At 67.9% G+C, this 23,006-nt stretch carries 26 protein-coding genes; 12 read left to right on the top strand and 14 right to left on the bottom strand.

The annotated features are described in order from the left end of the window. Positions 1-28: 28 nt before the first annotated feature. A complete protein-coding gene (locus tag QRT08_RS03435) occupies positions 29-1,237 on the bottom strand; it encodes an MFS transporter (protein ID WP_286044466.1) in 1,209 nt (402 codons plus the stop codon). Positions 1,238-1,390: 153 nt separating this feature from the next. On the opposite strand from QRT08_RS03435, the gene QRT08_RS03440 reads away from it, so the two are divergent. Further along, on the top strand, positions 1,391-2,362 hold the full coding sequence (locus QRT08_RS03440) for a PLP-dependent cysteine synthase family protein (RefSeq protein ID WP_286044468.1): 972 nt from the start codon (positions 1,391-1,393) through the stop codon (positions 2,360-2,362). On the opposite strand, the gene QRT08_RS03445 is transcribed toward QRT08_RS03440, so the two are convergent. From QRT08_RS03445 to QRT08_RS03465, 5 genes are all read right to left on the bottom strand, one after another. After that, positions 2,335-2,928: a class I SAM-dependent methyltransferase gene (locus QRT08_RS03445; protein WP_286044470.1), complete on the bottom strand. Its 594-nt coding sequence runs from the start codon at positions 2,926-2,928 to the stop codon at positions 2,335-2,337. The two genes, QRT08_RS03440 and QRT08_RS03445, sit on opposite strands and share 28 nt — an antisense overlap. A 79-nt stretch (positions 2,929-3,007) precedes the next feature. After that, a complete protein-coding gene (locus tag QRT08_RS03450) occupies positions 3,008-5,008 on the bottom strand; it encodes a bacterio-opsin activator domain-containing protein (RefSeq protein ID WP_286044472.1) in 2,001 nt (666 codons plus the stop codon). A 465-nt stretch (positions 5,009-5,473) separates the two neighbouring features. Continuing rightward, positions 5,474-5,926, bottom strand: a complete 453-nt coding sequence (locus QRT08_RS03455) for a DUF5804 family protein (protein ID WP_286044474.1) — start codon at positions 5,924-5,926, stop codon at positions 5,474-5,476. Positions 5,927-5,983: 57 nt separating this feature from the next. Beyond that, the gene (locus QRT08_RS03460; protein ID WP_286044476.1) at positions 5,984-7,150 is read right to left on the bottom strand and encodes a tRNA sulfurtransferase; all 1,167 of its coding nucleotides are present in this window, start codon (positions 7,148-7,150) and stop codon (positions 5,984-5,986) included. Between the two features lie 37 nt (positions 7,151-7,187). Further along, entirely contained in the window at positions 7,188-8,435 is a 1,248-nt protein-coding gene (locus QRT08_RS03465) for a methionine adenosyltransferase (RefSeq protein WP_286044478.1), read from the bottom strand. 154 nt (positions 8,436-8,589) lie between these two features. Here QRT08_RS03465 and QRT08_RS03470 point away from each other — a divergent pair, with 154 nt between their 5' ends. After that, complete coding sequence (locus QRT08_RS03470; RefSeq protein ID WP_286044480.1) at positions 8,590-8,769, top strand: hypothetical protein; 180 nt, start codon at positions 8,590-8,592, stop codon at positions 8,767-8,769. 114 nt (positions 8,770-8,883) lie between these two features. On the opposite strand, the gene cyaB is transcribed toward QRT08_RS03470, so the two are convergent. Further along, positions 8,884-9,435, bottom strand: a complete 552-nt coding sequence (cyaB, locus tag QRT08_RS03475) for a class IV adenylate cyclase (RefSeq protein ID WP_286044481.1) — start codon at positions 9,433-9,435, stop codon at positions 8,884-8,886. A gap of 287 nt (positions 9,436-9,722) precedes the next feature. On the opposite strand from cyaB, the gene QRT08_RS03480 reads away from it, so the two are divergent. Beyond that, positions 9,723-10,382, top strand: a complete 660-nt coding sequence (locus QRT08_RS03480; RefSeq protein ID WP_286044482.1) for a TlpA family protein disulfide reductase — start codon at positions 9,723-9,725, stop codon at positions 10,380-10,382. A 183-nt stretch (positions 10,383-10,565) separates the two neighbouring features. Then, complete coding sequence (locus QRT08_RS03485; RefSeq protein ID WP_286044484.1) at positions 10,566-11,552, top strand: FKBP-type peptidyl-prolyl cis-trans isomerase; 987 nt, start codon at positions 10,566-10,568, stop codon at positions 11,550-11,552. On the opposite strand, the gene QRT08_RS03490 is transcribed toward QRT08_RS03485, so the two are convergent. Continuing rightward, complete coding sequence (locus QRT08_RS03490; RefSeq protein ID WP_286044486.1) at positions 11,553-12,179, bottom strand: RAD55 family ATPase; 627 nt, start codon at positions 12,177-12,179, stop codon at positions 11,553-11,555. A 44-nt stretch (positions 12,180-12,223) separates the two neighbouring features. After that, a complete protein-coding gene (locus tag QRT08_RS03495) occupies positions 12,224-13,177 on the bottom strand; it encodes a TIGR03557 family F420-dependent LLM class oxidoreductase (protein ID WP_286044488.1) in 954 nt (317 codons plus the stop codon). Between the two features lie 102 nt (positions 13,178-13,279). On the opposite strand from QRT08_RS03495, the gene pyrB reads away from it, so the two are divergent. Further along, positions 13,280-14,176 (top strand): aspartate carbamoyltransferase, encoded by an 897-nt coding sequence (gene pyrB / locus QRT08_RS03500; protein ID WP_286044489.1) that lies wholly within the window; start codon positions 13,280-13,282, stop codon positions 14,174-14,176. Beyond that, on the top strand, positions 14,173-14,637 hold the full coding sequence (gene pyrI, locus QRT08_RS03505; RefSeq protein ID WP_286044491.1) for an aspartate carbamoyltransferase regulatory subunit: 465 nt from the start codon (positions 14,173-14,175) through the stop codon (positions 14,635-14,637). The genes pyrB and pyrI overlap by 4 nt, the downstream gene beginning before the upstream one ends. Before the next feature lie 4 nt (positions 14,638-14,641). Here the strand turns inward: pyrI and QRT08_RS03510 are convergent, their stop codons facing one another. Then, positions 14,642-15,049, bottom strand: coding sequence for a universal stress protein (locus QRT08_RS03510; protein WP_286044493.1), 408 nt, complete (start codon positions 15,047-15,049; stop codon positions 14,642-14,644). A 178-nt stretch (positions 15,050-15,227) separates the two neighbouring features. Here QRT08_RS03510 and QRT08_RS03515 point away from each other — a divergent pair, with 178 nt between their 5' ends. Continuing rightward, positions 15,228-15,653, top strand: coding sequence for a universal stress protein (locus tag QRT08_RS03515; protein WP_286044495.1), 426 nt, complete (start codon positions 15,228-15,230; stop codon positions 15,651-15,653). A gap of 51 nt (positions 15,654-15,704) precedes the next feature. Beyond that, positions 15,705-16,370 carry a thiaminase II gene (tenA, locus tag QRT08_RS03520; RefSeq protein WP_286044497.1) on the top strand — a complete coding sequence of 222 codons (666 nt, stop codon included), beginning with the start codon at positions 15,705-15,707 and terminating at the stop codon, positions 16,368-16,370. A gap of 10 nt (positions 16,371-16,380) precedes the next feature. Here the strand turns inward: tenA and QRT08_RS03525 are convergent, their stop codons facing one another. Then, positions 16,381-16,608, bottom strand: coding sequence for a DUF7860 family protein (locus QRT08_RS03525; protein WP_286044498.1), 228 nt, complete (start codon positions 16,606-16,608; stop codon positions 16,381-16,383). An 80-nt stretch (positions 16,609-16,688) separates the two neighbouring features. Between QRT08_RS03525 and QRT08_RS03530 the strand changes: the two genes are divergently transcribed. Next, on the top strand, positions 16,689-17,522 hold the full coding sequence (locus QRT08_RS03530; RefSeq protein WP_286044499.1) for a hypothetical protein: 834 nt from the start codon (positions 16,689-16,691) through the stop codon (positions 17,520-17,522). Position 17,523: 1 nt separating this feature from the next. On the opposite strand, the gene QRT08_RS03535 is transcribed toward QRT08_RS03530, so the two are convergent. Further along, positions 17,524-18,081: an NUDIX hydrolase gene (locus tag QRT08_RS03535; protein WP_286044501.1), complete on the bottom strand. Its 558-nt coding sequence runs from the start codon at positions 18,079-18,081 to the stop codon at positions 17,524-17,526. Between the two features lie 124 nt (positions 18,082-18,205). On the opposite strand from QRT08_RS03535, the gene QRT08_RS03540 reads away from it, so the two are divergent. From QRT08_RS03540 to QRT08_RS03550, 3 genes are all read left to right on the top strand, one after another. Then, complete coding sequence (locus QRT08_RS03540) at positions 18,206-18,400, top strand: DUF8139 family protein (protein WP_286044503.1); 195 nt, start codon at positions 18,206-18,208, stop codon at positions 18,398-18,400. Between the two features lie 6 nt (positions 18,401-18,406). Continuing rightward, positions 18,407-18,823 (top strand): RNA-binding protein, encoded by a 417-nt coding sequence (locus QRT08_RS03545; RefSeq protein WP_286044505.1) that lies wholly within the window; start codon positions 18,407-18,409, stop codon positions 18,821-18,823. Between the two features lie 63 nt (positions 18,824-18,886). After that, positions 18,887-20,260 carry an APC family permease gene (locus QRT08_RS03550; protein WP_286044508.1) on the top strand — a complete coding sequence of 458 codons (1,374 nt, stop codon included), beginning with the start codon at positions 18,887-18,889 and terminating at the stop codon, positions 20,258-20,260. On the opposite strand, the gene QRT08_RS03555 is transcribed toward QRT08_RS03550, so the two are convergent. Both QRT08_RS03555 and QRT08_RS03560 read right to left on the bottom strand, forming a co-directional pair. Further along, complete coding sequence (locus tag QRT08_RS03555) at positions 20,257-21,342, bottom strand: AMP-binding protein (RefSeq protein WP_286044510.1); 1,086 nt, start codon at positions 21,340-21,342, stop codon at positions 20,257-20,259. The genes QRT08_RS03550 and QRT08_RS03555 overlap by 4 nt on opposite strands. Further along, positions 21,339-22,946 carry an acetolactate synthase large subunit gene (locus tag QRT08_RS03560; RefSeq protein WP_286044512.1) on the bottom strand — a complete coding sequence of 536 codons (1,608 nt, stop codon included), beginning with the start codon at positions 22,944-22,946 and terminating at the stop codon, positions 21,339-21,341. Before QRT08_RS03560 ends, QRT08_RS03555 begins: the two co-directional genes overlap by 4 nt. Positions 22,947-23,006 lie beyond the last annotated feature (60 nt).

A 23,006-nucleotide genomic window follows, 5' to 3' on the forward strand; every position in this document is an offset into this window, starting at 1 on the left:
TTCGTAGCGAGGCGCCTTAACGGGTGTGCTAGTCGTCGGGAACGAGCGCCGTCAGCACGATACCCGCGCCCGAGACGACGGCGAGGCCGAGGTACGCGCCGTCGAAGAATCCGAGGTCGGCGACGGCGCCGACGACGAACGGGCCGGTCGCCCCGAGCGCGATCTGGCCGGTTCTGAGGAGGCCGAGACCGCTGCCCTTCATATCCTCCGGCAGGGCGTTGACGAGGAACGTCTGGGTCAGCGGCGTCACCCCGAGCAGTGCGCTGGCGACGACCGTCACGAGGACGATCCCCGAGAGGCCGTCGACGAACGGGAGGGCCGCGAGCGTGAGCGTCGTGACGCCGATGACGGCGTACAGCGTCGGGCGGGTGCCGAAGCAATCCCCGCCGGCCCCGGCGAGCGGTTGGACGACGACGCCGCTGGCGAAAAAGAGGCCGAACAGGCCCGCGGCGATCCCCGGCGAGAGTCCCTTCACCTCGACGAGGTAGGTGGGGTAAAAGCCCGTAAAGCCCTGATAGACGAAAAAGAGGAAGACGTGGACGCCGGTGACGATCAGGATCGATCGCTCGGCGATCCCGCGGGCGACGTAGCCGAACGTCGCAACCGAGAGGCTGTCGACCGCGCTGCCCTCGTTCACCTGGCCGGGGACGACCCGGAAGAGGACGACCGCCATCAGGAAGAAGAGCGGAACGATGAGACCGAAACCGAGTCGCCACGAGACGGCGGCGGCCAGCGCGCCCGCGACGACCGGCAGGATCGCGTTGCCCGCCTCGCCCGCCGAGAGCGTCAGGCCGATAGCGGTGCCGTCGCGCTCGTCGTAGATCCCAGAGAGGATCGTGAAGCGCGCGGGGCCGAACAGCGCCGTCGAGAAGCCGAACAGGGCGGTCGCGAGAAAGAGCACCAGCGCCGTGTTCGAGACGGCCACGATAGCGATCATCGTCCCCGAGACGAGGGTGCTGATCACGAGCGCGTTGCCCTCGCCGAGGCGATCGCCGATGATCCCACCGGGGAACTGCCCGAGCGCGTAGGCGACCCACAGGACGGTTATGAGGAGGCCCGCGGTGGTCAATCCGAGGTCGAACGCCTCGCGGAGATGGGGGAGGAGGGCGGGAAACACGAGGCGGACGCCGAGCGAGAGGAACCACCCGCCGGCGACGCCCAGGAGTATCCACCCGCGCCCGCCGCTCCAGAGGTCGCGCGCGAGGGTTCGGAGGGCCGTGGTGCCGGTCCGCTGCACGTTCGCCACCCACGCTGACGCCGGACATTCGACTGTCGATCCCGGCAGCATCGGCGGGTTTCAGCCCTCTCGCGAGGGATTGTTAATATCCGGCCCCGTATTTATTACTCGCGTCCATCAGGGGTTTATAGCTGTGCTCCCTAGTCGCCGGGTATGCACGGGAGCATTCTGGACGCGATCGGGACGCCGCTGGTCCAGGTCGACTCCCCCGAGGGGGCGACGGTCGCGGCGAAACTCGAGTCGTTCAACCCAGGGGGGTCGGCGAAGGACCGGCCCGCGATCGCGATGATCGAGGCCGCCGAACGCGAGGGGCTGGTCGAACCCGGCGATTCGATCGTCGAGCCGACCAGCGGGAACACGGGCATCGGCCTCGCGGTCGCTTCCGCCGCGAAGGGTTACGACCTGAGGATCGTCCTGCCCGATACGATGTCCGAGGAGCGCCGCCGCCTCCTTCGGGCCTACGGCGCGGAGATCGAACTCGTTTCCGGCGACATGACCGACGCGCGCGAGCGCGCCGACGAGATCGTCGCCGAGACCGGCGCCGTCCAGCTGGGTCAGTTCGAGAACGCCGCGAACGCCGAGGCCCACTACCGGACCACCGCCCCCGAGATCGTCGAGGCCGTCGGCGATCGTGAGATCGACGCGCTGGTCGCGGGCGTCGGAACCGGGGGGACCATCAGCGGCACCGGACGACGACTCAAGGAGGAGTACCCCGAGATGGAGGTGATCGCGGTCGAACCCGAGGCCAACGCCGTCCTCTCGACCGGCGAACCCGGCGAGGACGAGTTCCAGGGGATGGGACCGGGGTTCGTCAGCGAACTGCTCGACGTGGATCTGTTGGATTCGATCGAGACGGTCGCGCTCGCGGACGCCGAGGCGGAGTGTCGCCGCCTCGCGCGCGAGGAGGGAATCCTGGTCGGTCAATCAAGCGGCGCGGCCTCGATCGCGGCCCGTCGGGTCGCCGACCGCCTCGCCCGACCCGAACTGAACTGTCCCGAAGCGCCCGCAACGAGTTCGATGAGCGCCGACGGCGGCGCGGAGGCGGGCTACCACGACTGCCCGCTCGTGGTGACGATCTTCCCCGACAGCGGCGAGCGCTACCTCTCGACCGGGCTGTTCGATTGAGCGGCCGCGAGAAAGCACACGTCCTCTCCGCGCTCGTAAACGCGAACCGACTCGAACCCCGCGTCAGTGAGCATCGATACCGGGTCCTCCGGCGTGCCGGCGTGAACGGTAACGGAGACGACGACCTGCCCGCCCGGTTTCACCACCCGACGGATCTCCCGGAGGCCGGCGTTCGGCTCCGTCCACGCCTGCATCGTGTTGAACGCGAACGCTGCGTCGAACGACCCGTCCGGGAAGGGGAGGTCCTCGGCCGTTCCCTGCCGGAGATCGACGCGGCCCGCCTCGATCAGCGCCGCGTTCCGGCGGCGGGCCTGCTCGACCATCTCCGGCGAGGCGTCGACGCCGGCAACGGAGCCGTCGAGAACGGCGCGAGCCAGTGTTTCGATTCCCACTCCGGGGCCGAACCCGACTTCGAGGACACGATCGCCGGCGTCGAGATCGGCGAGCGCCGTGACCCGTTCGATGGTCTCGGCGTTCATCCGCGCCATCACGTGTCCGCCGAACCGGCCGAGCAAGCCGGTGGGTCGGCCGAACGTCCGATCGAGGAGCGTGCGCGAAAGGCCCATCGTTACCACCGAACCGGCCGCGCCGGATCGAGAAAGCGGTTGCGGTCGCGGTCGGGAGGGCGTGGCGTCCTCGCGGGCCTCAGTCGGCGTCGTAGAGCGCGGCGAAGAGCTTTCGCTCGGCGGTTCGGAGGTGCTGGGCGAACGTCGGCGGCGAGACGTCGAGCATCTCCGCGACCTCCTCGCCGGTCGTGGTTCGGGGCCACTCGAAGTAGCCCGCGACGTACGCCGCCGCCAGCGCGGTGCGCTGTCTGTCGGTGAGCCGATCCGTGAGCGCGCCGTCGAGCGTGTGGAGGGTCACCTCCTCTCGGGCCTTCGTGCGCTGTGCGAGCAGTTCGGTGCCGGGGTAGACCTCCCCGATCGCCTCGGTGACGGCCCGCGTGTCGACCTCCGGCGGTAGCTCCGCGAACAGACGTAGCTCGTCGGGCGTGATCGTCCAGCCCGTTATTCGGCCGCCGTACGACGCTATCGTCGCGCTTATCGACGGCCCCCTCTCCCGGATCTCGAACAGCAGTTCGTCGTCGGCGTCGCCGGCGACGTGTCGTACTCGATCGGTCGATGGAAACCGACGGAGGGCGGCCTCGTACTGCTCGGCGGACATCCCCGAGACTGTGACGAACTGGAGGGCCGACCCCTCGTCGGCGGCGACCGTCCGCTCGATCGAGATTTCGACGGGGCCCCCGTCGTCGGCGTCCAGCCCCGCCGTGAACGTGCGGGCGATCGCCTCGTTGCGAAACTCGAGTTCGAGGACGGCGTCGCCCGCCAGCACCTTTCGCTGTTCGATCGCGTGGATCGCGTGGCCGACGACCTCGCCGAGGTGTGTCAGCGTCTCGCGTTCGACCGTGGTGAACGCGTCCGTTCGAGTGGCGTAGACGTTCAACACGCCGTAGAGGACGCCCTCGTGTCGGATCGGAATCGCCGCCGTCGAGCGAAAGCCCCGGTTCAGGGCTCGCGTTCGCCACGGCCCGTAGGCGGCGTCCTCGCGGACGTCCCGAACGAACTGCGGCTCGTGGGTCCGAACCGCCACCCCCGTCGGCCCCTGCCCCAGCGGGTCGGCGCTCCCGACGGCGATCCCGATCCCGTCGAGGTACCCCTCGTCGTCGCCCGCCGTGCGGCTCGGCGTCACCGTTCGGCCGCCGCGGTCGACGCGCCCGGTCCAGACGAGGGCGTAGATCCCCATCTCGACGAGCCGATCGCAGACCTGGCGTTCGATCTCCCCCTGGGAAGACGCTCCGATCGCGGCGTGTGTGATCTCCCGGATCGCCCTATTCAGCCGGTTGATCGACGCGAGTTGCTCGCGCTGGAAATCGAGTCGTTTCTCGCGGCGCTTTCGCTCGGTGACGTCCCGGAAGTGGGCCGAGACGCCGGTCTCGGAGGGGTAGATCCGAACCACGAACCAGGTCTCGAGCGGCGAAAAGTGCTCCTCGAACCTGACGGACTCCTGGCTCTCGATCGCCCGGCGATACTCCGATTCGAAGGTCGTGCCGACCGCGACGGGGAACTGGTCCCAGATCACCTCACCCAATAGCTGGTCCCTCGATCGGTCCAGTAGCTCCTCGGCCCGGTCGTTGAGATAGGTCACGCGCTCGTCGGTATCGAGCGCGAGGACCGCGTCCGAGAGACGGCCGTACACCGTTTCGAGGTCGCCCTCGGGCCGGCGCAGGCCGGGGACGTCACCGACGCCACCGGGAGGGACGTCCTCGACGAGGGGGAGGTCCACGACGAGTTCGTCGAACGGAACGACCGGCCGCTTGGCCCGACCCTCCTCGGAGAAGCGGATCACGCCCGATCGGGCGAGGCGTTTCAGTTCGTCGTGGACGTTCTTGACGTCGCGACCGGCGACGCGCGCTGTCTCGTTGATGCTCGCCGGGCGCTCCCGTCGAACCGTCTCGAGGAGTTCGAGCGCCGTCGGCGTGAACGTCCGCCAGAGCCCCTCGACGTCGGCGAACGACACCACGCGCGGGCCGTCCTCGCTCTCGCTCCAGTCGGGTCCCGCGGACGCGTCCCCGTCCACGGACTCGCGGGACGGGTCCACTACCGCGACGAGCACCGATCCGTTCTCCGGGCGGCGGTTCTGGTCCATGCTGTATCCGCGTGCGACGACCGCTGGCCGATCCGTCGGGGCCGTCCGATCCCGCTTCAACGGTCGGCGCCGGTCGATGGCCGGCGGCCATTCTCGACCATTAGCCCGTCGACCAATATCAATCCGTTCCCCCACCGACTGCTCGTTCGGGTCGGCCGTCCTCGAAGGGCTGGTCGCGGAGCGCCACGGACGATACCGACGGTCGAGGCGCTCCGCGGATCGAACCGGAGGCGACCGCCCGCCGGGGCTAGCTGTTTAGGAACAGCGCATTTGGTATCACCCGGACTACGTGTGTTCGAGCGCCACGGATCGATCCCTCGCCGCCTGCGCTCATGGTCACGCGCGAGCGGCAAGGCGCTCGTTTCGAGGGTGCCTCTGACACCACCCTTTCGTCGATACACCTCGTCCGGTAGCGACGCGCCCGTCGTTTCGGCCGTCGATCCCGTGGTCCCGGACGGTCCGCCGTCAGTCGCCGAACTCCCCTTGCGCGACCCGGACCACTACCGTTTCCTCGACCTCTCGGAGGTCGTACCCGGGGACCTCGCCGTCCCGCCGGGTGACGTACATCGGCTCGACGAGTCGTCCCTCCTCGACGCCGTAGACCGCGAGGAACCGGTCGGTTTCCTCCGGGTCGGTCTCGTTGTCCCGGACCCGTTCGGCTAACTCCCGCGAGAGCCACTCGTCGTCGCTGATCGAGGGCTCCGCGACGAACGCCGCCTCCGCGAACCGGACCAGATACCAGTTCAGGTCGTTCAGAAGCGAGACCGCCCCGCCCAGACTCACCGTCTCGACGCTGATCGTGTTCTCCCACGGGACCGAGACGTCGTGGGTGGCGAGCGCCTCGCGGGCAGTCTCGCGGCTCAGGAGTTCGAATCGAACGTCCACGTCCGGTTTGCCGACGATGCAGACGGTCGTCACGGCCGGAGAATGGCGGGGGCGTCGAAAGTCGGTTTCGTTTCGGTCGGTTCACCTGTCCTACAACTCGACCGTCTCGATCCCCGACACCGCCTCCTCGACCAGCGTCCCGAGGTCGGGTTCCGCGGCGTCGACGGCCTCCACGGAGGCGTTCGTCTCGGGGTAGTCGGGCGCGATCCGGTTGCAGCCCGCGGCGATGGTCGCGTCCTCGTAGGTCCCGATCTCGCGGGCCTGGGCGATGATCTCCTGTTTGTCCCGGGTCAACAGCGGGCGGTGAACCGGAAGTCGGGCGACGCGGTCGGTCACCGCGAGGTTCGCGCTCGTCTGACTCGACTTCTGGCCGATCGCCTCGCCGGTGACGATCCCCGCCGCGCCCGATTCCTCGGCGACCCGGTCGGCGACCCGGAGCATGAACCGGCGCAACGAGAGCATTCTGGTCGGGCCGACCTCGCTCACGAGGCGGTCGGCGACCGCGCCCGCGGGTGCGATCCGCAGGTCGGATGCGTGGTTCGGCGCGTACCCGGCGAGGGTGCGGGCCGACTCGACCGCGCGCGCGACGTGGTCCGCGCCGCCGTAGGCCTCGAAGTCGAAGTACAGCGGGATCACGGGCGCGCCGCGTTTCATGGCCTCCCACGCGGCCACCGGGGAGTCGATCCCGCCCGAGAGGAGCGCCACGAGCGGGCGCTGGGTTCCCAGCGGGAGGCCGCCCGGCCCCGCGCGTTTCTCGGTGAAGACGAACGCCTCCTCGGATCGGCACTCGACGTAGAAGGTGCGAGAGGGATCCTCCAGATCGACCTCGGGGTCCGCGAGGACCTCCCAGATCGCCCGTCCGCCCTCGCGCTCGATGTCCTCGCTGGTGAAGGGGTGGGCCTCGCGCTCGCCGGCCCGGCGGGCCTCGACCGCGAACGACCCGTCGACCCCGATCGCGCCGGCCGTCTCCGCGAGCGCCTCGCGGATGGCCGCCATCGTCGGTTCCGTCGAGACGGCGGGGCTGGCCGAGACGATCCCGAAGGTGTCACGGGCGACGTCCGTCGTGCGGTCGGCCGCCGGCGTCCTGATCCGCGGGCGCGACCACCGCCAGTCGAGTTCTCCCGGGACGTCCCGCGAGTCGAGCATCGCCCGCAGGTTCGATTCGAGCGAGTCCTCCATGTCCCGCCGGACCTTGGTGCTCTTGACGCCGATGTCGCCGTAGCGCACGAGAACGGTGTCGGCTCCGGGCGGGATCATGGCCGAGGTAGAAACGGGAGGGATAAACGGGCTTCGTCTAGAAGGTCGATAGCTCGCCGTCGATGGTGCGACGGGTGATCTCGGAGACGTCGGCGAGTTCGCGGTCGACGATGGCGATCACCTCGTCCTCGATGTCCGAGAGTTCGACGTCATCCTCGGCGACGACGTGGGCGTCGGCCACGTGGGGCTGGTCGATCGGCCGGCCGATCTGGGAGAGCAGGCGGATGCGCAGGTCGCGGATCCCCTCTACCTCCTCGACGACCGCGTGGGCGATCTCGGTCGACAGCAGGTTGTAGATCTTCCCGATGTGGTTGACCGGGTTCTTTCCGCTCGTCGCCTCCATCGACATCGAGCGGTTGGGCGTGATCAGGCCGTTCGCCCGGTTTCCTCGACCGACCGAACCATCGTCGCCCTGCTCGGCCGAGGTGCCGGTCGTCGTGAGGTAGATCGAGTTCCGTTCGTAGTCGTCGGCGGTGTTCACGTAGACGGAGACCTCCCGGTCGGTGTACTCGCCGGCGAGATCGGCGACGTGATCCCTGACGCTCGTGACCGCCGCGTCGTACTCGTCCATGCCGGCGACGTGCTCGTCGATCATCGCCACGGCGACGGTGATGTCGATCCGGTCGCCCTCGCGCTTGCCCATGATCTTCACGTCGGGGCCGACCTCCGGGTTCGTATCGCTGTAGGACCCGTTGAGACTTCGTTCGGCCTCCAGAACGATGCGCTCGGTCTCCGTCAGCGGGGCGTGACCCACCCCGAAGGAGGTGTCGTTGGCCATCGGCACGGGCGAACCCCGTCCCTGTCGGCCCTGCCCGCTCGCGGCACGCTCCTCGCCCTCCTCGCCGAAGACCTCCTGGAGGTCGCCCGATCCCTCGCCGAGTTTCACGTCGACGATGACGTCGGTGCCGAACTCGAGTTCGGGGACGTGTTCGGCGAGGTACTCGCGGGCGGCCTCGAGCGCGATCTTGCCGGTGGGGATCCGCGTCCCCTCGTACTCCTTGGTCGCCCGCCCGACGATCAGCAGGTAGATCGGGTCGATCACCTCGCCGCCGCCGAACGCCGGAGCGGCGTTGCCCGCCACCAGTTGGGTCTCGTCGGTGTTGTAGTGCAACACCTTGCCCACCCGGTCGATGTACTCCCGACAGAGCGCCCGCGAGACGCTCTCGGCGACGCCGTCACAGATCGAGTCGGGGTGGCCCAACCCCTTCCGCTCGACGATCTCGATTTCCTGGTCCTCTACCGCTCGGCGATCGATCGGCTCGACCCGGATGTTCCGCTCGGTCATTGGCGATCCTACACGTCCGGGTGTGCTATACCTTCCGATAACTTCCCCACTGTTTATAACTCGTGTGCATCCCCGGAGCGACCGACGGATATACTGCATTATCTATAATGCAATATACGCAAACGTCCGCCTACCGCATTCCGCGGTGGAGACTATGAGACGACCCGATACCGCGGCGCTGTGTCTGTTTCCGGTTCGACGCGACGGGTGGTCGCTGTCCTGGTACGAGTGTCCGGACTGTCTCGACCCGATCCGTGGGATCGTCACCGACGACGACGGGGTCTCGATCGCATATCCGTGTCGGCACCGCCTCCCGACGGACTTCCCGGACTGAGGCTCACACCGTCGGTCATGGGAGTCTGACCTGCGGTGGCGTGATTCGGCGGGCACGAGCACGAGTCCCACCCGTCGTGGCTCCGATCGAGTCACGGCGGTATGACCGGCGGTATCAGGGCCGGTCGCGGTCCCGTTCGAGCAGGAGTTCGAGATACGAGACCCGGATCTCCTCGTCGGGATCCAACCCCAGCGATTCGACCGTCCGGGCGACGCCCTCGCGTGCGGCGTCGACGTCCCCTTCTGACGCCTCCGTCTCGACTTCGACGAACTCCCCGACCCCGGCGACCGAATCCAGCGTCACGGCGTACTCCGCGAGCGAGAAGCGCTCGCGTACCTTCTCGACGGTTTCGACCGGAACGAACCCGAGCGAGTCGAGGATCGCCGCCGCCGCGTCGCCGTCCCCGAGGTCCGTCTCGTACTCCTCGCGCGTCTTCGACGTCTCCCCGATCAACGGCCCCTTGTACGTGAGTCTCGCTCGCTCCGTACCGCCGCGCTCCTCGCGACGCACCCGAAGCGCCTCGTCCGTCTCGGCGAAGTCGCGCGTCGGCGCGTCGTAATACGTGTCGCGCTGTGTGATCGCGCCGCGAGCGCTCGCCCCCAGTTCCCGCAAGGCGTCCCGTACCCGCCCGTGGTCGGCCCGGACCTTCATCTCGACCTCGTACATACGCCTTCGGACGGACCGAAGCGCCGAAAAGCGTCCGTTTTCCCCTCATCCGGTCTTTGACACCGGCTAACGTCGCCGGTGAGATCGCGCCTCGTCACGAGCCCCTCCCCCGATTAGCCGCCCGCTAGAGTCGCCCAGCGACGGCGGCGATTCTCGCGTTCGTCGGTGGGGTTCGTCGACGCAGACGTGAACCGATTACCCGTTTCCTATAGTACTGATATTATCGTGGATAAGTAAGTATCAACGAATGAATCATACAGGCGATGCGCGACATAAACCGTCGACGTATGATCCAGCTGTCCGGTGGCATAGCGCTCGCGAGCATGGCCGGCTGTCTCGGCAGCGACGACGATCCGAAGGACACCGACGAGAAGAACGACCCTGACGACGGCGAGAATACCAAGGATGGCGGCGAGAACGACAAGCCCAAAAGCGGGGATGACGCCCCGAAGGTCGACGTCGAGACCCACGACGGCAAGACGGTCACGGTCGAGGCCAGGGACAAACCGACCATCGTGATGTTCGCCGACATCGAAAGCGAGGAGTGTAAGTCCTACTCGAAGACGCTGGTCGACCTCCACGAGGAGTACCACGACCGCGCGTACGTGGTCACGATCAACTCCAACCTGGACGTCTCGAAGGAGGACCTCAAGGCGTTCCACGAGGAGTACGGCGGCGACTGGGACCACGCGATGGGTCACGCCAAGGCCCTCGAGAAGTACGGCATCGAGGCCTCGGTGACGATCTGTGTCATCGACGAGCACGGAAAGATCGCCTTCCGTATCGACGGCGAAATCGACCGGGAGACGGTCGAGAAGCTCCTCGAGGCCTACGCCAACGGCGAGATCGATCAAAAGGACATCGAGGAGGTCATCGAAGCGTACCGAAAGGGCGAGATCGACGAAAAAGACGTCGAAGAGGCGATCGAAACGTACGCCGACGATTGATGCTGTCGGTCATACCTCCGATCAACCGTTGGCAGGACGGGACCGACTCGCGCCGTAGTCCGTCAGCTCGGGCACACGCCGTCGACTGTCCCGTGATCAACGGTATGAACCGCCGCTGATCGTCCGCGTCCGTGGCGGACACGAAACGTTGTTCTTAAGGCGCGAACGCCTGTCGTCTGTGGTATGAGTGACGAAGAAGAGGCAGACGCAGCCGACGAACCCGAGACCGACGCCGAGACGGAGGCGGAGTCTCAGTCGGACGAGGACGCCTCGGAAGGGGCCGACGGGCTCTCCGACGGCGACTTCGTTCGTCTCGCGTACACGGCACGCACGGTCGAGGACGACCAGCTCGTCGACACCACGGATCGGGAGATCGCGGAGGACGAGGGCGTCGACGTCGAGGAGCGGAACATCGAGCCGCGCGTGATCGCGCTCGGCGCGGGCCACCTCTTCGAGACGGTCGAGGCCGACATCGAGGGCAAGGAGGCCGGCGATTCGGGAAGCGTCGTCGTCCCTGCCGAGGAGGCCTTCGGCGAGTACAGCGAGGACGAGGTCCGCACCGTCAGCGCCGAGAAGATCCCCGAGGACGACCGCTACCCCGGCGCACACGTCGACATCGACGGCCAGCACGGCCACGTCGAGACCGTCATCGGCGGGCGCGCCCGCGTCGACTTCAACCACCCGCTCGCGGGCGAGGACATCGAGTACGAGTACGAGATCGTCGAGGAGGTCGAGGACCGCGTCGACCGCGCGAAGGGGATGCTCTCGATGTTCGTCGACGCCGACCTCGAGATGTGGGTCGAGACCGACGAGGTCGAGGAGGAGACGGTCGTCGAACCCGACGAAGAGGACGAAGACGCCGAACCCGAGACCGAGGTCGAAACGGTCGAGAAGGAGACGCTGTACATCGAGGCCACGCCACAGCTGACGATGAACCAGCAGTGGATGTTCCAGAAACAGCAGATCGCCCAGGACCTGATGGACCGGCTGGACCTCGATCGGGTCATCATCCAGGAGACCATCGAGGGCGGCGGCATGATGGGCGGTCTCGGCGGCATGATGGGCGGCATGGGCGGCGGTGGCGGCGTCGAGGAGGCGCTCGAGGACGCCGACGTCGACGCCGACGAGATCGTCGAGGAACTCGAAGGCGAACTCGACGCAGAGGAGTAGTCAGGCGATATCCCGGCTCGTATCGATCCGGACCCGTTCTGCGAGTTCGAGTTTGATCGTCTCGCTCAGCGCACGTCCGCCGCGGAACTTCGGGACCGCGAGCCGGTTCTCGATGGACTCGCCGCTGATCGTCGTCTCGAGCGAGAACACCACGTCGGCCATGTACTCGGTGAGGTCGCGTCCCGCCGGCGGGTCGTTGCCCGCGAGACAGTGTAACACCGCGACGCTCTCGGTGTTAACCATCGCCGTCTGCAGCCCGTTCATGAACCGTCGATACCGGGCGGGATCGCGCCGCTCCAGGGCGTCGACCGGATCGACGATCACCGTGGCCCCGTTCGGGACCGTCTCGACGAGGCGGCTCACCTCGTCCAGCGGGGCGTCGCTCGCGACCTGCTCGATCTCGGGGGTTCCCGTCGGGGCGGTGGTCCGCTCGAACGCGTCGCGGACCGCCTCCACCGACCGCTCGGTCGTGAGATACAGCGTCTCGCGGGGGGCGGTGAGTTCGTACAACAGCAGTTCCGACTGGCTCGCCGGCGCGGCCGAGAGCGCGACGACGCTGCCCGCGGGGATCCCGCCGCTCAACTTCCGGTCGAGCACGTCGATCCCCGTCGGTAAGCGTCGACTCATCTCTAGAATGGTATATCATTCAACAGAAATAAACCTTCGCCCGGTTAGAACGCCGATCGGAGGTGCTCCTCGTAGAACTCGAAAAAGCCCTCCTGATCGGGGCCGATCTGGTGGAAGTAGACGTGGTCGTAGCCGGCGTCGACGCAGGCCTCGACGCTGTCGACGAACGGTTCGGGGTCCGGCCCCAGCGGCGTGGCGCTCTCGGCGACGTCCTCGCGGTCGACCATCTCCGCGGCCTGCTCGAAGTGCGCCGGCGTCGGCAGGACCTGGCTCAACTCGCCCGATATCTCGCCGTTGGGCCACGTCTCGTAGACGGTGTCGAGCGCCTCCTCCTCGCTCTCGGCGTAACAGACGTCGATCTGGGCGTATTTCGGGCCGTCGCCGCCGGCCTCGGCGTAGGTCTCGAGGGGTTCTTCCTGCGGACCGACACACCACAGGCCGTCGCCGATGTCGGCCGCCGAGCGGGCGGCCTTCGGGCCGAACGCGGAGACGACGATCGGCGGGAGTTCGTCGGGAAGGGTGTAGATCTTCGCGTTCTCGACGTCGTAGTAGGTACCATGATGGCTGTAGTTCTCGCCCTCCCAGAGGTCGCGGATCACGCCGACGGCCTCCTCGAGCATCTCCAGGCGGACCGCCGCCTCGGGCCAGCGGTCGCCCAGCACGTGCTCGTTCAGGTTCTCGCCGCTTCCGACGCCGAAGAAGAAGCGCCCGTCGAGCATCCGTGCCGTGGTCGCCGCGGCCTGGGCGAGGATCGCGGGGTGGATCCTGACGGTGGGACACGTGACGCCGACGCCGACGTCGATCTCGTCGGTGGCCTGTGCGATACCGCCGAGCGTGCTCCAGACGAACGGGCTCTCGCCCTGCGCTTCGACCCACGGGTGGAAGTGATCGGAGATCGAGACGAACTCGAAGCCGACCTCCTCGGCGCGGGCGGCGTTCTCGACCAGCGTGGTCGGGCCGTGCTCCTCGCTCGATAGGGTGTAGCCGAGAGCGACCATCGTCCCGACCTTCGGCGGCGGGGCTGTTAAGCGTGTATCCCGGCTGTCAGTACATGTCGTCAACCGCGGGATTGAAGGCCCCTTACACCCCCCGTTGGGGTAATGTGGCACGATCACGTGCTCACCGCAAAGCAGTTCTCGCGGGCGGACATCGAGACGGTGCTCGACCGCGCGGCCGACTTCGACGGCCCGACGGGCGACACCCGCCACACCGACTCGCTGCTCGGTCTGCTGTTCTTCGAACCCAGCACGCGCACCAAGATGAGCTTCGAGACGGCGATCAAACGCCTCGGCGGTGACACCATCGACATGGGATCGGTCGGCTCCTCGTCGGTGTCGAAGGGCGAGAGCCTCGCCGACACGGTGCGGGTGATCGAGGGCTACGCCGACGCGCTCGTCCTTCGCCACCCCAAACAGGGCGCGGCGAAGATGGCCAGCGAGTTCGTCGACGTGCCCGTGATCAACGCGGGCGACGGCGCGGGCCACCACCCCACCCAGACGCTGCTCGACCTCTACACCATCCGCGAGAACGCCGGCCTCGACGACCTCTCTATAGGTATCATGGGCGATCTGAAGTACGGGCGGACGGTCCACTCGCTCGCGCAGGCGCTGACGAACTTCGAGGTCACACAGCACTTTGTCAGCCCCGAGAGCCTCGCGCTCCCGCCGACGGTGCGCTACGACCTCGACGAGGCCGGCGCGTCGGTCGAGGAACACACCGGACTCGACGGCGTCCTCCCCGACCTCGACGTGCTGTACGTCACCCGGATCCAGCGCGAGCGGTTCCCCGACGAGAACGAGTACCGCGCCGTGGCGAGCGAGTACGGGATCGACCTCGGGACGCTCGAAAACGCGAAGGATGACCTCTCGATCATGCACCCCCTCCCGAGGGTCGACGAGATCGACCCCGCGATCGACGACACCGACCACGCGACGTACTTCGAACAGGCACACAACGGCATCCCCGTGCGGATGGCACTGCTCGACTTACTCCTATGACGGACGACCACCAACTCCGCGTCGGCAAGATCGAGAACGGCACCGTCATCGACCACGTCACCGGCGGCCAGGCGCTGAACGTCCTCGCGATCCTCGACATCGACGGGTCGGGCGGCGAGGAGGTCTCCGTCGGGATGAACGTCCCCTCGGATCGGATCGGACGAAAGGACATCGTGAAGGTCGAGGGCCGCGAGTTGAGCCAGGGCGAGGTCGACGTCCTCTCGCTGATCGCCCCCGACGCGACGATCAACATCGTCCGGAACTACGACGTGGTGGAGAAACACCGCGTCGAGCGCCCCGCGGAGGTCGTCGGCGTCCTCTCGTGTCCGAACGCCAACTGCATCACGACCGAACGCGAACCCGTCGACTCGCGCTTTACCGTCCTCGCGGACGGGGTCCGGTGTGCGTACTGCGGGACGCTGATCCGCGAGGAGTTCGCGACACACATCGACGTCGGATAGGTCGCTACCGAACGATCGTCACCGGGACGGGCGAGCGCCGGGCGACCGCTTCCGCGACGCTCCCCAGCAGGACTCGCGTCGCCCCGGTACGGCCGTGACTGCCGATCACGACCGCGTCGAAGCCGTCTCTACCCGCCATATCGACGATCTCGCGGACCGGGCTCCCGGTCTCGATTCGCGTCTCGATCCCGGCATCGACCTCGCTTCGCGCCGCGTCGAGGAGTTCCTCGGCGTGTTCACGCGCCTTCTCGTATCTCGGTATGGCCTCCGGATCGTCCGTGAACGCGGCCCAGTAGCCCTCGACGGGGATCACGTGTACCGCGGTGATCTCGCCGTCGGGAAACGCCTCGTGGGCGTACCGCAGTGCTTCGCGTGACTGGTCGGACTCGTCGATCGGAACGAGGATCTTCATCGTGATTTCCCTCGGACGTGTCTACGAAGGGAGCGGATAAAACCGATTCGCGCGTTCTCGGACGCTGGGAACTACCGGTCGGGAACCGCCGCGATGCGGGCGATCACGACACCCGGGCCCGCGGATCGGGAACGGGTACCAATGCTATGTCGTGTCGGCGCGTAGACCCGCCGGAGACATGTACGAGAGGATCCTCGTTCCGACGGACGGCAGCACCGACGCGGAGAACGCGCTCTCACACGCGGTCGAACTCGCGGCGGCGTTCGACGCGACGCTCCACGGCCTCTACGTCGTCGACCTCGACAGATACGGCAGCGTCGGCAGTTTCGACCCGCTCGACAAGCGCCTTGAGGGGATGGGCCGCGAGACGCTCGCGACCGTCGAGCGCGTCGCCGCCGACCGCGGCGTCGAGACCGTCACCGAACTCCGGGAGGGGTCGGTCCACCGCCAGATCAACGACTACGCCGCCGACCACGATATCGACGCCATCGTCATGGGGCCGCGGGGTCGCTCCAGACTCGACCGAATGTTGGTCGGAAGCGTGACCGAACGGGTGGTCCGCACCGCCGACCGACCCGTGATCGTCGTTCGAAAGCGGAGATAACCCGGTAGTACGACCGGAAGGTACTTCGATCCGGAGTCGTCATCTCGCGGTATGTCGTTCGTCGCGTCGCTCGAACCCGAGGCCGAACGGATCTGGGACGCCATCCACGAGCACCCGATGGTGCGGGGGATCGGCGACGGGAGTCTGGACGAGGAGCCGTTTCGCCACTGGGTCCGACAGGACTACGTCTACCTGATCGAGTACAACCGCGTCTTCGCGTTCGGGGCCGCCCGCGCGCCGGATCTCGCCCGGATCGAGCGCTTCGCCGACCTGCTCTCGGAGACGGTCTCGACCGAGATGGACCTGCATCGCTCCTACGCCGCGGAGTTCGGGATCGGCGAGACGGCGTTGGAGTCGACCGAGCCCTCGCCGACGACGCGCGCCTACACCGACTTCCTCGTGCGGACCGCGGCGACCGGGAGTTTCGGCGAACTGATCGCCGCGCTCCTGCCGTGTATGTGGGGGTTCAACGACACGGGGAGGAGGCTCGCCGAGGCGGGTCTGCCCGATCACGAGGGGTACGCACGCTGGATCGAGATGTACTCGAGTCCCGAGTTCACCGAACTCGCGGAGTGGTGCAAGGAACTCATGGACGAGGTGGCCGCCGGCGCGGGAGAGGCCCGTCGAGAACGGTATCGCGAGGCGTTTCTCACCTCCGCGCGCTACGAGTACCTGTTCTGGGACGCCGCCTGGAACGGCGAGGAGTGGCCGGTGTGAGCGGCCGCCCTCACTCGATCAGCGGGAGGACGACCGCGAAGACGATCGGCGAGCACAGCGCGATGGCGATCCCGCCGAACTCCATGAGCGTAAAGAGCGTCAGTTCCCACCCGGGGAGCGATCCGAACAGCGCCGGGCCGAGCGCGTGGCCGAGGATCCCGACGACGAACACCGCCACGCCGAGGGCGAAGCCGCCGCGGGCGTACTGGGAGTAGTCCATCCGCTGATACTGTCCCATACGTCGACGCACGACCATCGCGGATAAAACGCTGTCGACCACGTAGCAACGCACTTACGCGCCGCGCCGGTAGGACCCCCATGTTCGGGGTCGTCACGCGGAACCGAGAGGAGTGTACCTGGCCCGAGTTCGATCTCGCCTTCTACGAATCCAAGGACGTGAGCGGGCGCGCTGCGGAGCCGATCCCCGAGGCCGTCAACATGATCTCCTGTTTCGGGGACAACGCCGCCGCCGAGAGCTCCCCGGAGCTCGTCCCGCGCAACCGCGAGGGCGAACTCGCCACGCGCGAACGCCCGTACTTCGACTGGGCGTACATCTGCCCGACCCACGAGGGCTACCGCGAGGGCCTACTGGAGATGGTGAGCGAAGCGAGCGAGAAAAACGAGGACGTCCGCCTCGACGACGTGGGCTTCCCGCGTCAGGAGTACTGCTTCTGCGAGCGCTGTACCCGGTTGTTCGAGGAAAGCGAGTTCGAGGACCGCCTCGCGTGGCGCGCCTCCGTCATCACCGACTTTATCGCCGACGCCAGCGAGAGGATCCCCGGCAGGACCTATCTCACCCTCTATCCCGACCCGTACCCGGGCCACCTCTACGAGCGGGCCGGCCTCGACGTCGAGGCCATCGAACCCCACGTCGACGAGTTCGTGATTCCCCTCTACGACATGGCGTACTCCACTACCTACTGGCTCGAAACGATCGCCAGCGGCTTCGAGACGCTTCTGGAGACGCCCTTCAGCGTCGAACTCTACGCGGTCGACCTCGACATCGACGCCCTGATCCACGCCGCGGAGGTCGCAGCGGCCTACGGCGAGGACGTCTTCTTCGGCTACGACGCCGCCAACGCGCAGGCCGCGCTGCGGCGGATGCGTGCGGACTCGCGCGAGGGCGAGCGCTATGGCCCCGACTCCGCGTAGCTCACAGTTCGCGCTCGCGCCACGCGAGCAGGTCCTCGCGGTCGCGGGTGTCCTCGGGGAGATCCGAGAACCACCGCGCGGCGGAGATCTCGTCGTCGGGGTCGGCGATGTGGGTCTCGGTCGTGAGCGCGCGGGCGACGAACACGGGGATCACGCCCCAGGTCTCGTACTCCCCGCAGGTGATCGTGACCTGCGTGAGGACCCCCAGTCCCTCGTAGTCGGCGTCGACGCCGGCCTCCTCGGCGAGTTCGCGGACGGCGGCGCGCTGGAAGTCCTCCTCGGGGCCGACCTCGCCGCCCGGCAGCACCCACAGGTCGACGCCCTCGTGGCGCACGAGCAGGAGTTCCCCCGAGGGGCGATAGACGATGGTGTGGGCACCGTAGGGCGCGCCTGTACGCTCGACGCGCTCGGTCAGGGTGCGAAATCGCCTCCGTGAGACCCGACGGTGGCGGTCGCGTTCGAGGAACGCGTCGTGGCGCTCGCGCAGGTGGTGGTACGCCTGCTCGGCGCGCTGGCTCGCCTCGTTCGCGCGGTACCACAGCCCGTCGATCGTGGTCATCAGTCCCCCTCCAGCGGCGGGTCCGAATCGGAGATATGCATACCGGGGGAACGGCACGGACCGGGAATAACGCTTCGCCGGTCGAACCACGCTACTTTTACCGAACCGGGGGCTACCCGTGGGTATGAGCTTCGACGAGGACGACCGCGTCGTGCTGTCCGACGAGCACAGCGAGTTCGACGGCCAGGAAGGGCGGATCACGCAGGTGATGGAGACCATGTTCGGCGACGCCACCTACACGGTGAGCTTCGAGGACGGCCAGGAGACCGGCGTCCCCGAGTCGGACCTCTCGCCCGCCGACGCTACCGACGACGAGTAACGCGCGATGGCCGCCGTCCCGCTCCACTACGTCGACCTCCGGACCTTCTGTTACGCCACCGAGGACGAGAAACGGGTCGAGGAGGCGCTCCGGACCTACCTTCCCGAGGGGTTCGAGATCGAGCGCGCCGAGACCGAGGGCTATCACGGCGACCGCATCCTCGTCCTCTCGGCGCGCGTCGAGAACGCCGACGGGATTCGCCACGTTCTCGACACGCTCAGGGGATCGGCCGACCTGGAGCGGGTTCGCGACCAACTCGACGAGCGGGTGACCGAGAACTGCGAACTGTTCCTGTATCTCGACAAGCAGGCCGCCTTCGGCGGCGAGGCCGCGCTCGGCGAGGGGATCACCCTGCGGGCGAAGGTCGAGGCCTACCCCGCGAAGAAGGAGTCAGCAGTGGAAAACGTCCGCGAGATTCTGTAGGTCTCGCGACACCCCGTTGCCGACGACGGAACGTATTTCTCCCCGTACCGTGAGGGGCCGCGTATGTCAGAGGCGGACACGACCGAGCGCGGGCTTGTGAAGGCGCTCTCTCAACGCGATTTGTTAGTACTGGCGTTCGGCGCGATGATCGGCTGGGGATGGATCGTCCTCTCGGGCCAGTGGATAGACGAGGGCGGCCCGTTGGGCGCGATCTCGGCGTTCGTCATCGGGGGCGTCCTCGTGGTCTTCGTCGCGGTCATCTACGGCGAACTCGCCTCGGCGATGCCGTTCGTCGGCGGCGAGCACGTCTACAGCCACCGGGCGCTCGGGCCGTTGGGATCCTTTATCTGTACGTGGGCGATCTCCTTCGGCTACGTCAGCGTCGCCGCCTTCGAGGCCGTCGCCCTGCCGTCGGCGCTCGCGTACGTGGTTCCGGGGTTCAACGCGGTCGAACTCTGGTCGATCGCCGGCGATCCCGTCTACGCGACGTGGGTGCTCGTCGGCGCGGGCGGCGCGGCCGCCATGACCTACGTCAACTACGTCGGGATCCGCCCGGCCGCGCAGTTCCAGGCGGTCGTCACCCTCGTCATCGCGCTCGCGGGAGTAGTGTTGGTGATCGGCGCGGTCACAGGCGGCCAGCCCTCGCCCGACCCGCCCGTGATCGCCGGGGCGGCGGGGATCTTCGGGGTCGTGCTCGCGACGCCGTTCATGTTCGTCGGCTTCGACGTCATCCCGCAGGCCGCCGAAGAGGCCGACGTCCCCACGCGATCGCTGGGGACGATCATCGTCGTCGCCGTCCTGCTTGCGACGCTGTTCTACATCGCCGTCATCTGGGGATCGAGCCGTGCGCTTCCCGGGGCTCAACTGGTCGAGAGCCCGCTGCCGGCGGCGGCGGCCATGGAGGCGCTGTACGACAGCGCGACGGTCGGCCAGCTGATGGCCCTTGCCGGTATCGCCGGCATCCTCACGAGCTGGAACGCATTCATCATCGGCGGGAGTCGGGCGATCTTCGCGATGGCCGAATCGGGCATGCTACCGTCGTTCCTCGCGAAGACCCACCCCGAGTACAACACGCCCCACACCGCCATCGTCCTGATCGGCGTTTCGTCGGTTCTCGCGCCGCTGTTCGGCGAGGGGATGCTCGGCTGGATCGTCAACGCCGGCGGGCTGGGAATCGTCCTCGCGTGGCTGTTCGTCTGCGTCTCGTTTCTCGTCCTCCGGCGCCGGGAACCCGGAATGGATCGACCATTCAAAGTTCCCGCAGGCTACGCGACGGGCGGGGTCGCGCTCGTCCTCTCGGCCTTCTTCGTCTTCCTCTACCTCCCCGGCGGACCGTCGGCGCTCGTCTGGCCCTACGAGTGGCTGATGGTCCTGCTGTGGGCGCTTCTGGGCGTCGGGCTGTTCGCGCTCTCGCCGCGCGGGCGCGACCTCCTCTAGTCCTCGATCCAGTAGTCGCCATCGTCGTCGCGTCGCGCCCGCACGCCCGTCCCGACCCAGCCCTCGAACGCCCCGTCGAGGGTTCCCTCGGCGATCACCGGGCCGCGCGCCTCCAGTTGTCCGTCCGCGATTCGAACCTCGCAGTCGAGCACCGGCCTGCCGACGCTTCCGCCCTTCTCCACCGCGTCGTCGCGCTCGGGCGGAAACGTCAGCAGGTGCGGGACCGCGGGCGTCCCGAACAGCCGGCCCACCGGTCGATCCTGAAGCAGGTAGGCGTCGTGGAGTTCGGCGGGAAGCGGCGCGCTCGAATAGAAGGCCTCGACGCTCGCGAAGTTCGCCATCGAGAACCCCTCGGCCTCGGTCAGCCGGTCGAACTCCAGGGGCGTCCCGTAGACGTGCGTCGCGTCGTGGCGCTCGATCAGCGAGAGGGCGGGGTCGGGGCGGAACGCCCGGTGGAGCACGACCGTTCCGCCCGCGTACAGCGCCGGCAGCGTGCCCACGAGCAGGCCGTCGGTTCGAAAGAGCGAGGCGAGGTTCGCTACCCGCGACCGTCCCAGCCCCCACGCGGTCGTCCCGGCGATGCAGTTGCGCTCGACGGCCCGCGACGAGAACGCGTAGACGGTCGCGTCCTCCTCCGCCGGGGCGTGAAAGAGCAGCCAGGGATCCGGCGGCGAATCGGCAGGCTCGTACTCCGCCGGGTCGACCTCCGAGAGCTCCCCGAGGGTCGTGGTCTCGCGCACCTTCCGCAGGCGGTCGGACTGGGCGTCCTCGTGGAGGACGAGGCGCGGATCGAGTCGATCGACGAGCCCCGAGATCCCCGATTTCGAGCGATAGGGCGAGACCGACGCGAGCGCACACCCCAGACGACGGGTCGCGAAGACCAGCGCGAGGGTCTCGATCCGGTTCCGCGAGAGCAGCGCGATCCGGTCGCCGGGTTCGACGCCACGGCCGGCGAGCTTCCGGGCGAATCGCTCGGCGAGCGCCCCGAGGTCGGCGTAGCTGTAGCGTCTCCCCTCGCTGGTCTCGATCACGGCCGTCCGCTCGCCCCAAAGGACCGCCCGCCGGGAGAGCGACAGGGTCATCCGAGACGGACCTCCACGAGCGCCATCCCCGCCGAGGGGATCGCCTCGTTCAGGGTCGCTTCGAGGTCGGCCCACGTCTCGGGCCGGTGGCCCTCGATCCCGAAGCTCTCGGCGAACGCCACGAAGTCGGGGTTCGAGAGTTCGGTTCCGAACCGTTCGCCGGTGTGTTCGGTCTGTTTCTCGCTGATCAGGCCGTAGTCGTCGTCGTTGAACAGTACGATGGTGTAGTCGAGTCCGAGCCGTTTCGCCGTCTCGATCTCGGCGGCGTTCATCAGGAAGCCGCCGTCGCCGGTCGCCGCGACGACGTTCGCATCGCAGGCGAGATCCGCCGCAAGCGCGCCGGGGACGGCGATCCCCATGCTCGCCAAGCCATTCGAAACGATGCAGGTGTTGGGCTCGTAGACGGGGAACGACTGGGCGATCGCCATCTTGTGGCTCCCGACGTCCGATACGAGGACGTCGTCGTCGGCCATCGCCTCCCGCAGCAACGGCAGGGTGCGGCGCACGCTGAAGGGCTCGTCGGGGTCGGGTTTCCGTGTCACCTCCTCGATGATCCGGTCGTGGACGTCGGTACACCACGCCTTCCCGGTTCCCGAGCCGATCGCTTCCGTGAGCGCCCGCAGGCTCGCGGGGATGTCCGCGACGATCTCGATCTCGGGGTTGTAGTGACGGTAGACCTCGGCGGGTTCGTGATCCACGTGGACGACGGTCGTATCGAGGTCGGGGTTCCAGCCCGCGGGGTCGTGCTCGGCGATGTCGTAGCCCACCGCGAGCACGCAGTCGGCGTCCTCGATCGCGTCGGCGGCCTCGCCGTCGGGGCCCGAATCGAGCGTCAGAAGCGAGTGCGGTCGGCGGTCCGAGATCGCTCCCTTGCCCATGTAGGTGGCGACGACGGGCAGGCCCGCCCGCTCGACGAGGTCGCGCAGCCGGTTCGCGCTCTCCGAGTCCCGGTCCGTCCCGCGCGCCCGCGTCCGCACCGCCCCGTTGCCCGCGAGCACGATCGGGCGCGCGGCCCGTTCGAGGAGGGTCGCCGCCCGCTCGACCGAACCGGGGTCGGGGTCGGGGCGGCGCACCCGCTCGCGGGCCGGAAGGGGCGTGTCGGTCGTCCCCTCGGCGGCGACGTCCTCGGGAAACTCGAGGTGGGTCGCGCCGGGCTTCTCGTGTTCGGCGAGTTTGAACGCTTTTCGAACGGATTCGGCGACGATCTCGGGTTCGCCCAGTTGGGTGTTCCACTTCACCACCGGCTCGAAGGTGTGGACGATGTCGAGCGCCTGGTGGCTCTCCTTGTGGAGGCGTTCGCGCCCGCCCTGACCCGTGATCGCCACCAGCGGGGACTTATCGAGGTGGGCGTCCGCGACCCCGGTGATGAGGTTGGTCGCGCCCGGTCCTAACGTGCTGAGACAGACGCCGGCCTCGCCGGTCAGCCGGCCGTGGACGTCGGCCATGAACGCCGCGCCCTGCTCGTGGCGCGTCGGGACGAACCGGATGTTCGAGTCCCGGATCGAGAACAGCAGGTCCTCGAGTTCCTCGCCCGGCACGCCGAAGACGTACTCGACCCCCTCGGCGGAGAGACACTCGACCAGTAGATCCGAGGCTTTGACCATACCCGTCCGAGGGGGGCGAGCCCTATCACTGCACCGCCGACCTCTAGGTATTGGCCGAAC

The sequence above is a fragment of the Halalkalicoccus sp. NIPERK01 genome, from assembly GCF_030287405.1.
GTDB lineage: Archaea > Halobacteriota > Halobacteria > Halobacteriales > Halalkalicoccaceae > Halalkalicoccus.

Excerpts from the sequence above, each read along its gene's own strand:
- QRT08_RS03440 (WP_286044468.1), top strand. The coding sequence starts at position 1,391 with ATGCACGGGAGCATTCTGGACGCGATCGGGACGCCGCTGGTCCAGGTC.
- QRT08_RS03445 (WP_286044470.1), bottom strand. The coding sequence starts at position 2,928 with ATGGGCCTTTCGCGCACGCTCCTCGATCGGACGTTCGGCCGACCCACC.
- QRT08_RS03450 (WP_286044472.1), bottom strand. The coding sequence starts at position 5,008 with ATGGACCAGAACCGCCGCCCGGAGAACGGATCGGTGCTCGTCGCGGTA.
- QRT08_RS03460 (WP_286044476.1), bottom strand. The coding sequence starts at position 7,150 with ATGATCCCGCCCGGAGCCGACACCGTTCTCGTGCGCTACGGCGACATC.
- QRT08_RS03465 (WP_286044478.1), bottom strand. The coding sequence starts at position 8,435 with ATGACCGAGCGGAACATCCGGGTCGAGCCGATCGATCGCCGAGCGGTA.
- QRT08_RS03470 (WP_286044480.1), top strand. The coding sequence starts at position 8,590 with ATGAGACGACCCGATACCGCGGCGCTGTGTCTGTTTCCGGTTCGACGC.
- cyaB (WP_286044481.1), bottom strand. The coding sequence starts at position 9,435 with ATGTACGAGGTCGAGATGAAGGTCCGGGCCGACCACGGGCGGGTACGG.
- QRT08_RS03480 (WP_286044482.1), top strand. The coding sequence starts at position 9,723 with ATGATCCAGCTGTCCGGTGGCATAGCGCTCGCGAGCATGGCCGGCTGT.
- QRT08_RS03485 (WP_286044484.1), top strand. The coding sequence starts at position 10,566 with ATGAGTGACGAAGAAGAGGCAGACGCAGCCGACGAACCCGAGACCGAC.
- QRT08_RS03490 (WP_286044486.1), bottom strand. The coding sequence starts at position 12,179 with ATGAGTCGACGCTTACCGACGGGGATCGACGTGCTCGACCGGAAGTTG.
- QRT08_RS03495 (WP_286044488.1), bottom strand. The coding sequence starts at position 13,177 with ATGGTCGCTCTCGGCTACACCCTATCGAGCGAGGAGCACGGCCCGACC.
- pyrB (WP_286044489.1), top strand. The coding sequence starts at position 13,280 with ATGTGGCACGATCACGTGCTCACCGCAAAGCAGTTCTCGCGGGCGGAC.
- pyrI (WP_286044491.1), top strand. The coding sequence starts at position 14,173 with ATGACGGACGACCACCAACTCCGCGTCGGCAAGATCGAGAACGGCACC.
- QRT08_RS03510 (WP_286044493.1), bottom strand. The coding sequence starts at position 15,049 with ATGAAGATCCTCGTTCCGATCGACGAGTCCGACCAGTCACGCGAAGCA.
- QRT08_RS03515 (WP_286044495.1), top strand. The coding sequence starts at position 15,228 with ATGTACGAGAGGATCCTCGTTCCGACGGACGGCAGCACCGACGCGGAG.
- tenA (WP_286044497.1), top strand. The coding sequence starts at position 15,705 with ATGTCGTTCGTCGCGTCGCTCGAACCCGAGGCCGAACGGATCTGGGAC.
- QRT08_RS03525 (WP_286044498.1), bottom strand. The coding sequence starts at position 16,608 with ATGGGACAGTATCAGCGGATGGACTACTCCCAGTACGCCCGCGGCGGC.
- QRT08_RS03530 (WP_286044499.1), top strand. The coding sequence starts at position 16,689 with ATGTTCGGGGTCGTCACGCGGAACCGAGAGGAGTGTACCTGGCCCGAG.
- QRT08_RS03535 (WP_286044501.1), bottom strand. The coding sequence starts at position 18,081 with ATGACCACGATCGACGGGCTGTGGTACCGCGCGAACGAGGCGAGCCAG.
- QRT08_RS03540 (WP_286044503.1), top strand. The coding sequence starts at position 18,206 with ATGAGCTTCGACGAGGACGACCGCGTCGTGCTGTCCGACGAGCACAGC.
- QRT08_RS03545 (WP_286044505.1), top strand. The coding sequence starts at position 18,407 with ATGGCCGCCGTCCCGCTCCACTACGTCGACCTCCGGACCTTCTGTTAC.
- QRT08_RS03550 (WP_286044508.1), top strand. The coding sequence starts at position 18,887 with ATGTCAGAGGCGGACACGACCGAGCGCGGGCTTGTGAAGGCGCTCTCT.
- QRT08_RS03555 (WP_286044510.1), bottom strand. The coding sequence starts at position 21,342 with ATGACCCTGTCGCTCTCCCGGCGGGCGGTCCTTTGGGGCGAGCGGACG.
- QRT08_RS03560 (WP_286044512.1), bottom strand. The coding sequence starts at position 22,946 with ATGGTCAAAGCCTCGGATCTACTGGTCGAGTGTCTCTCCGCCGAGGGG.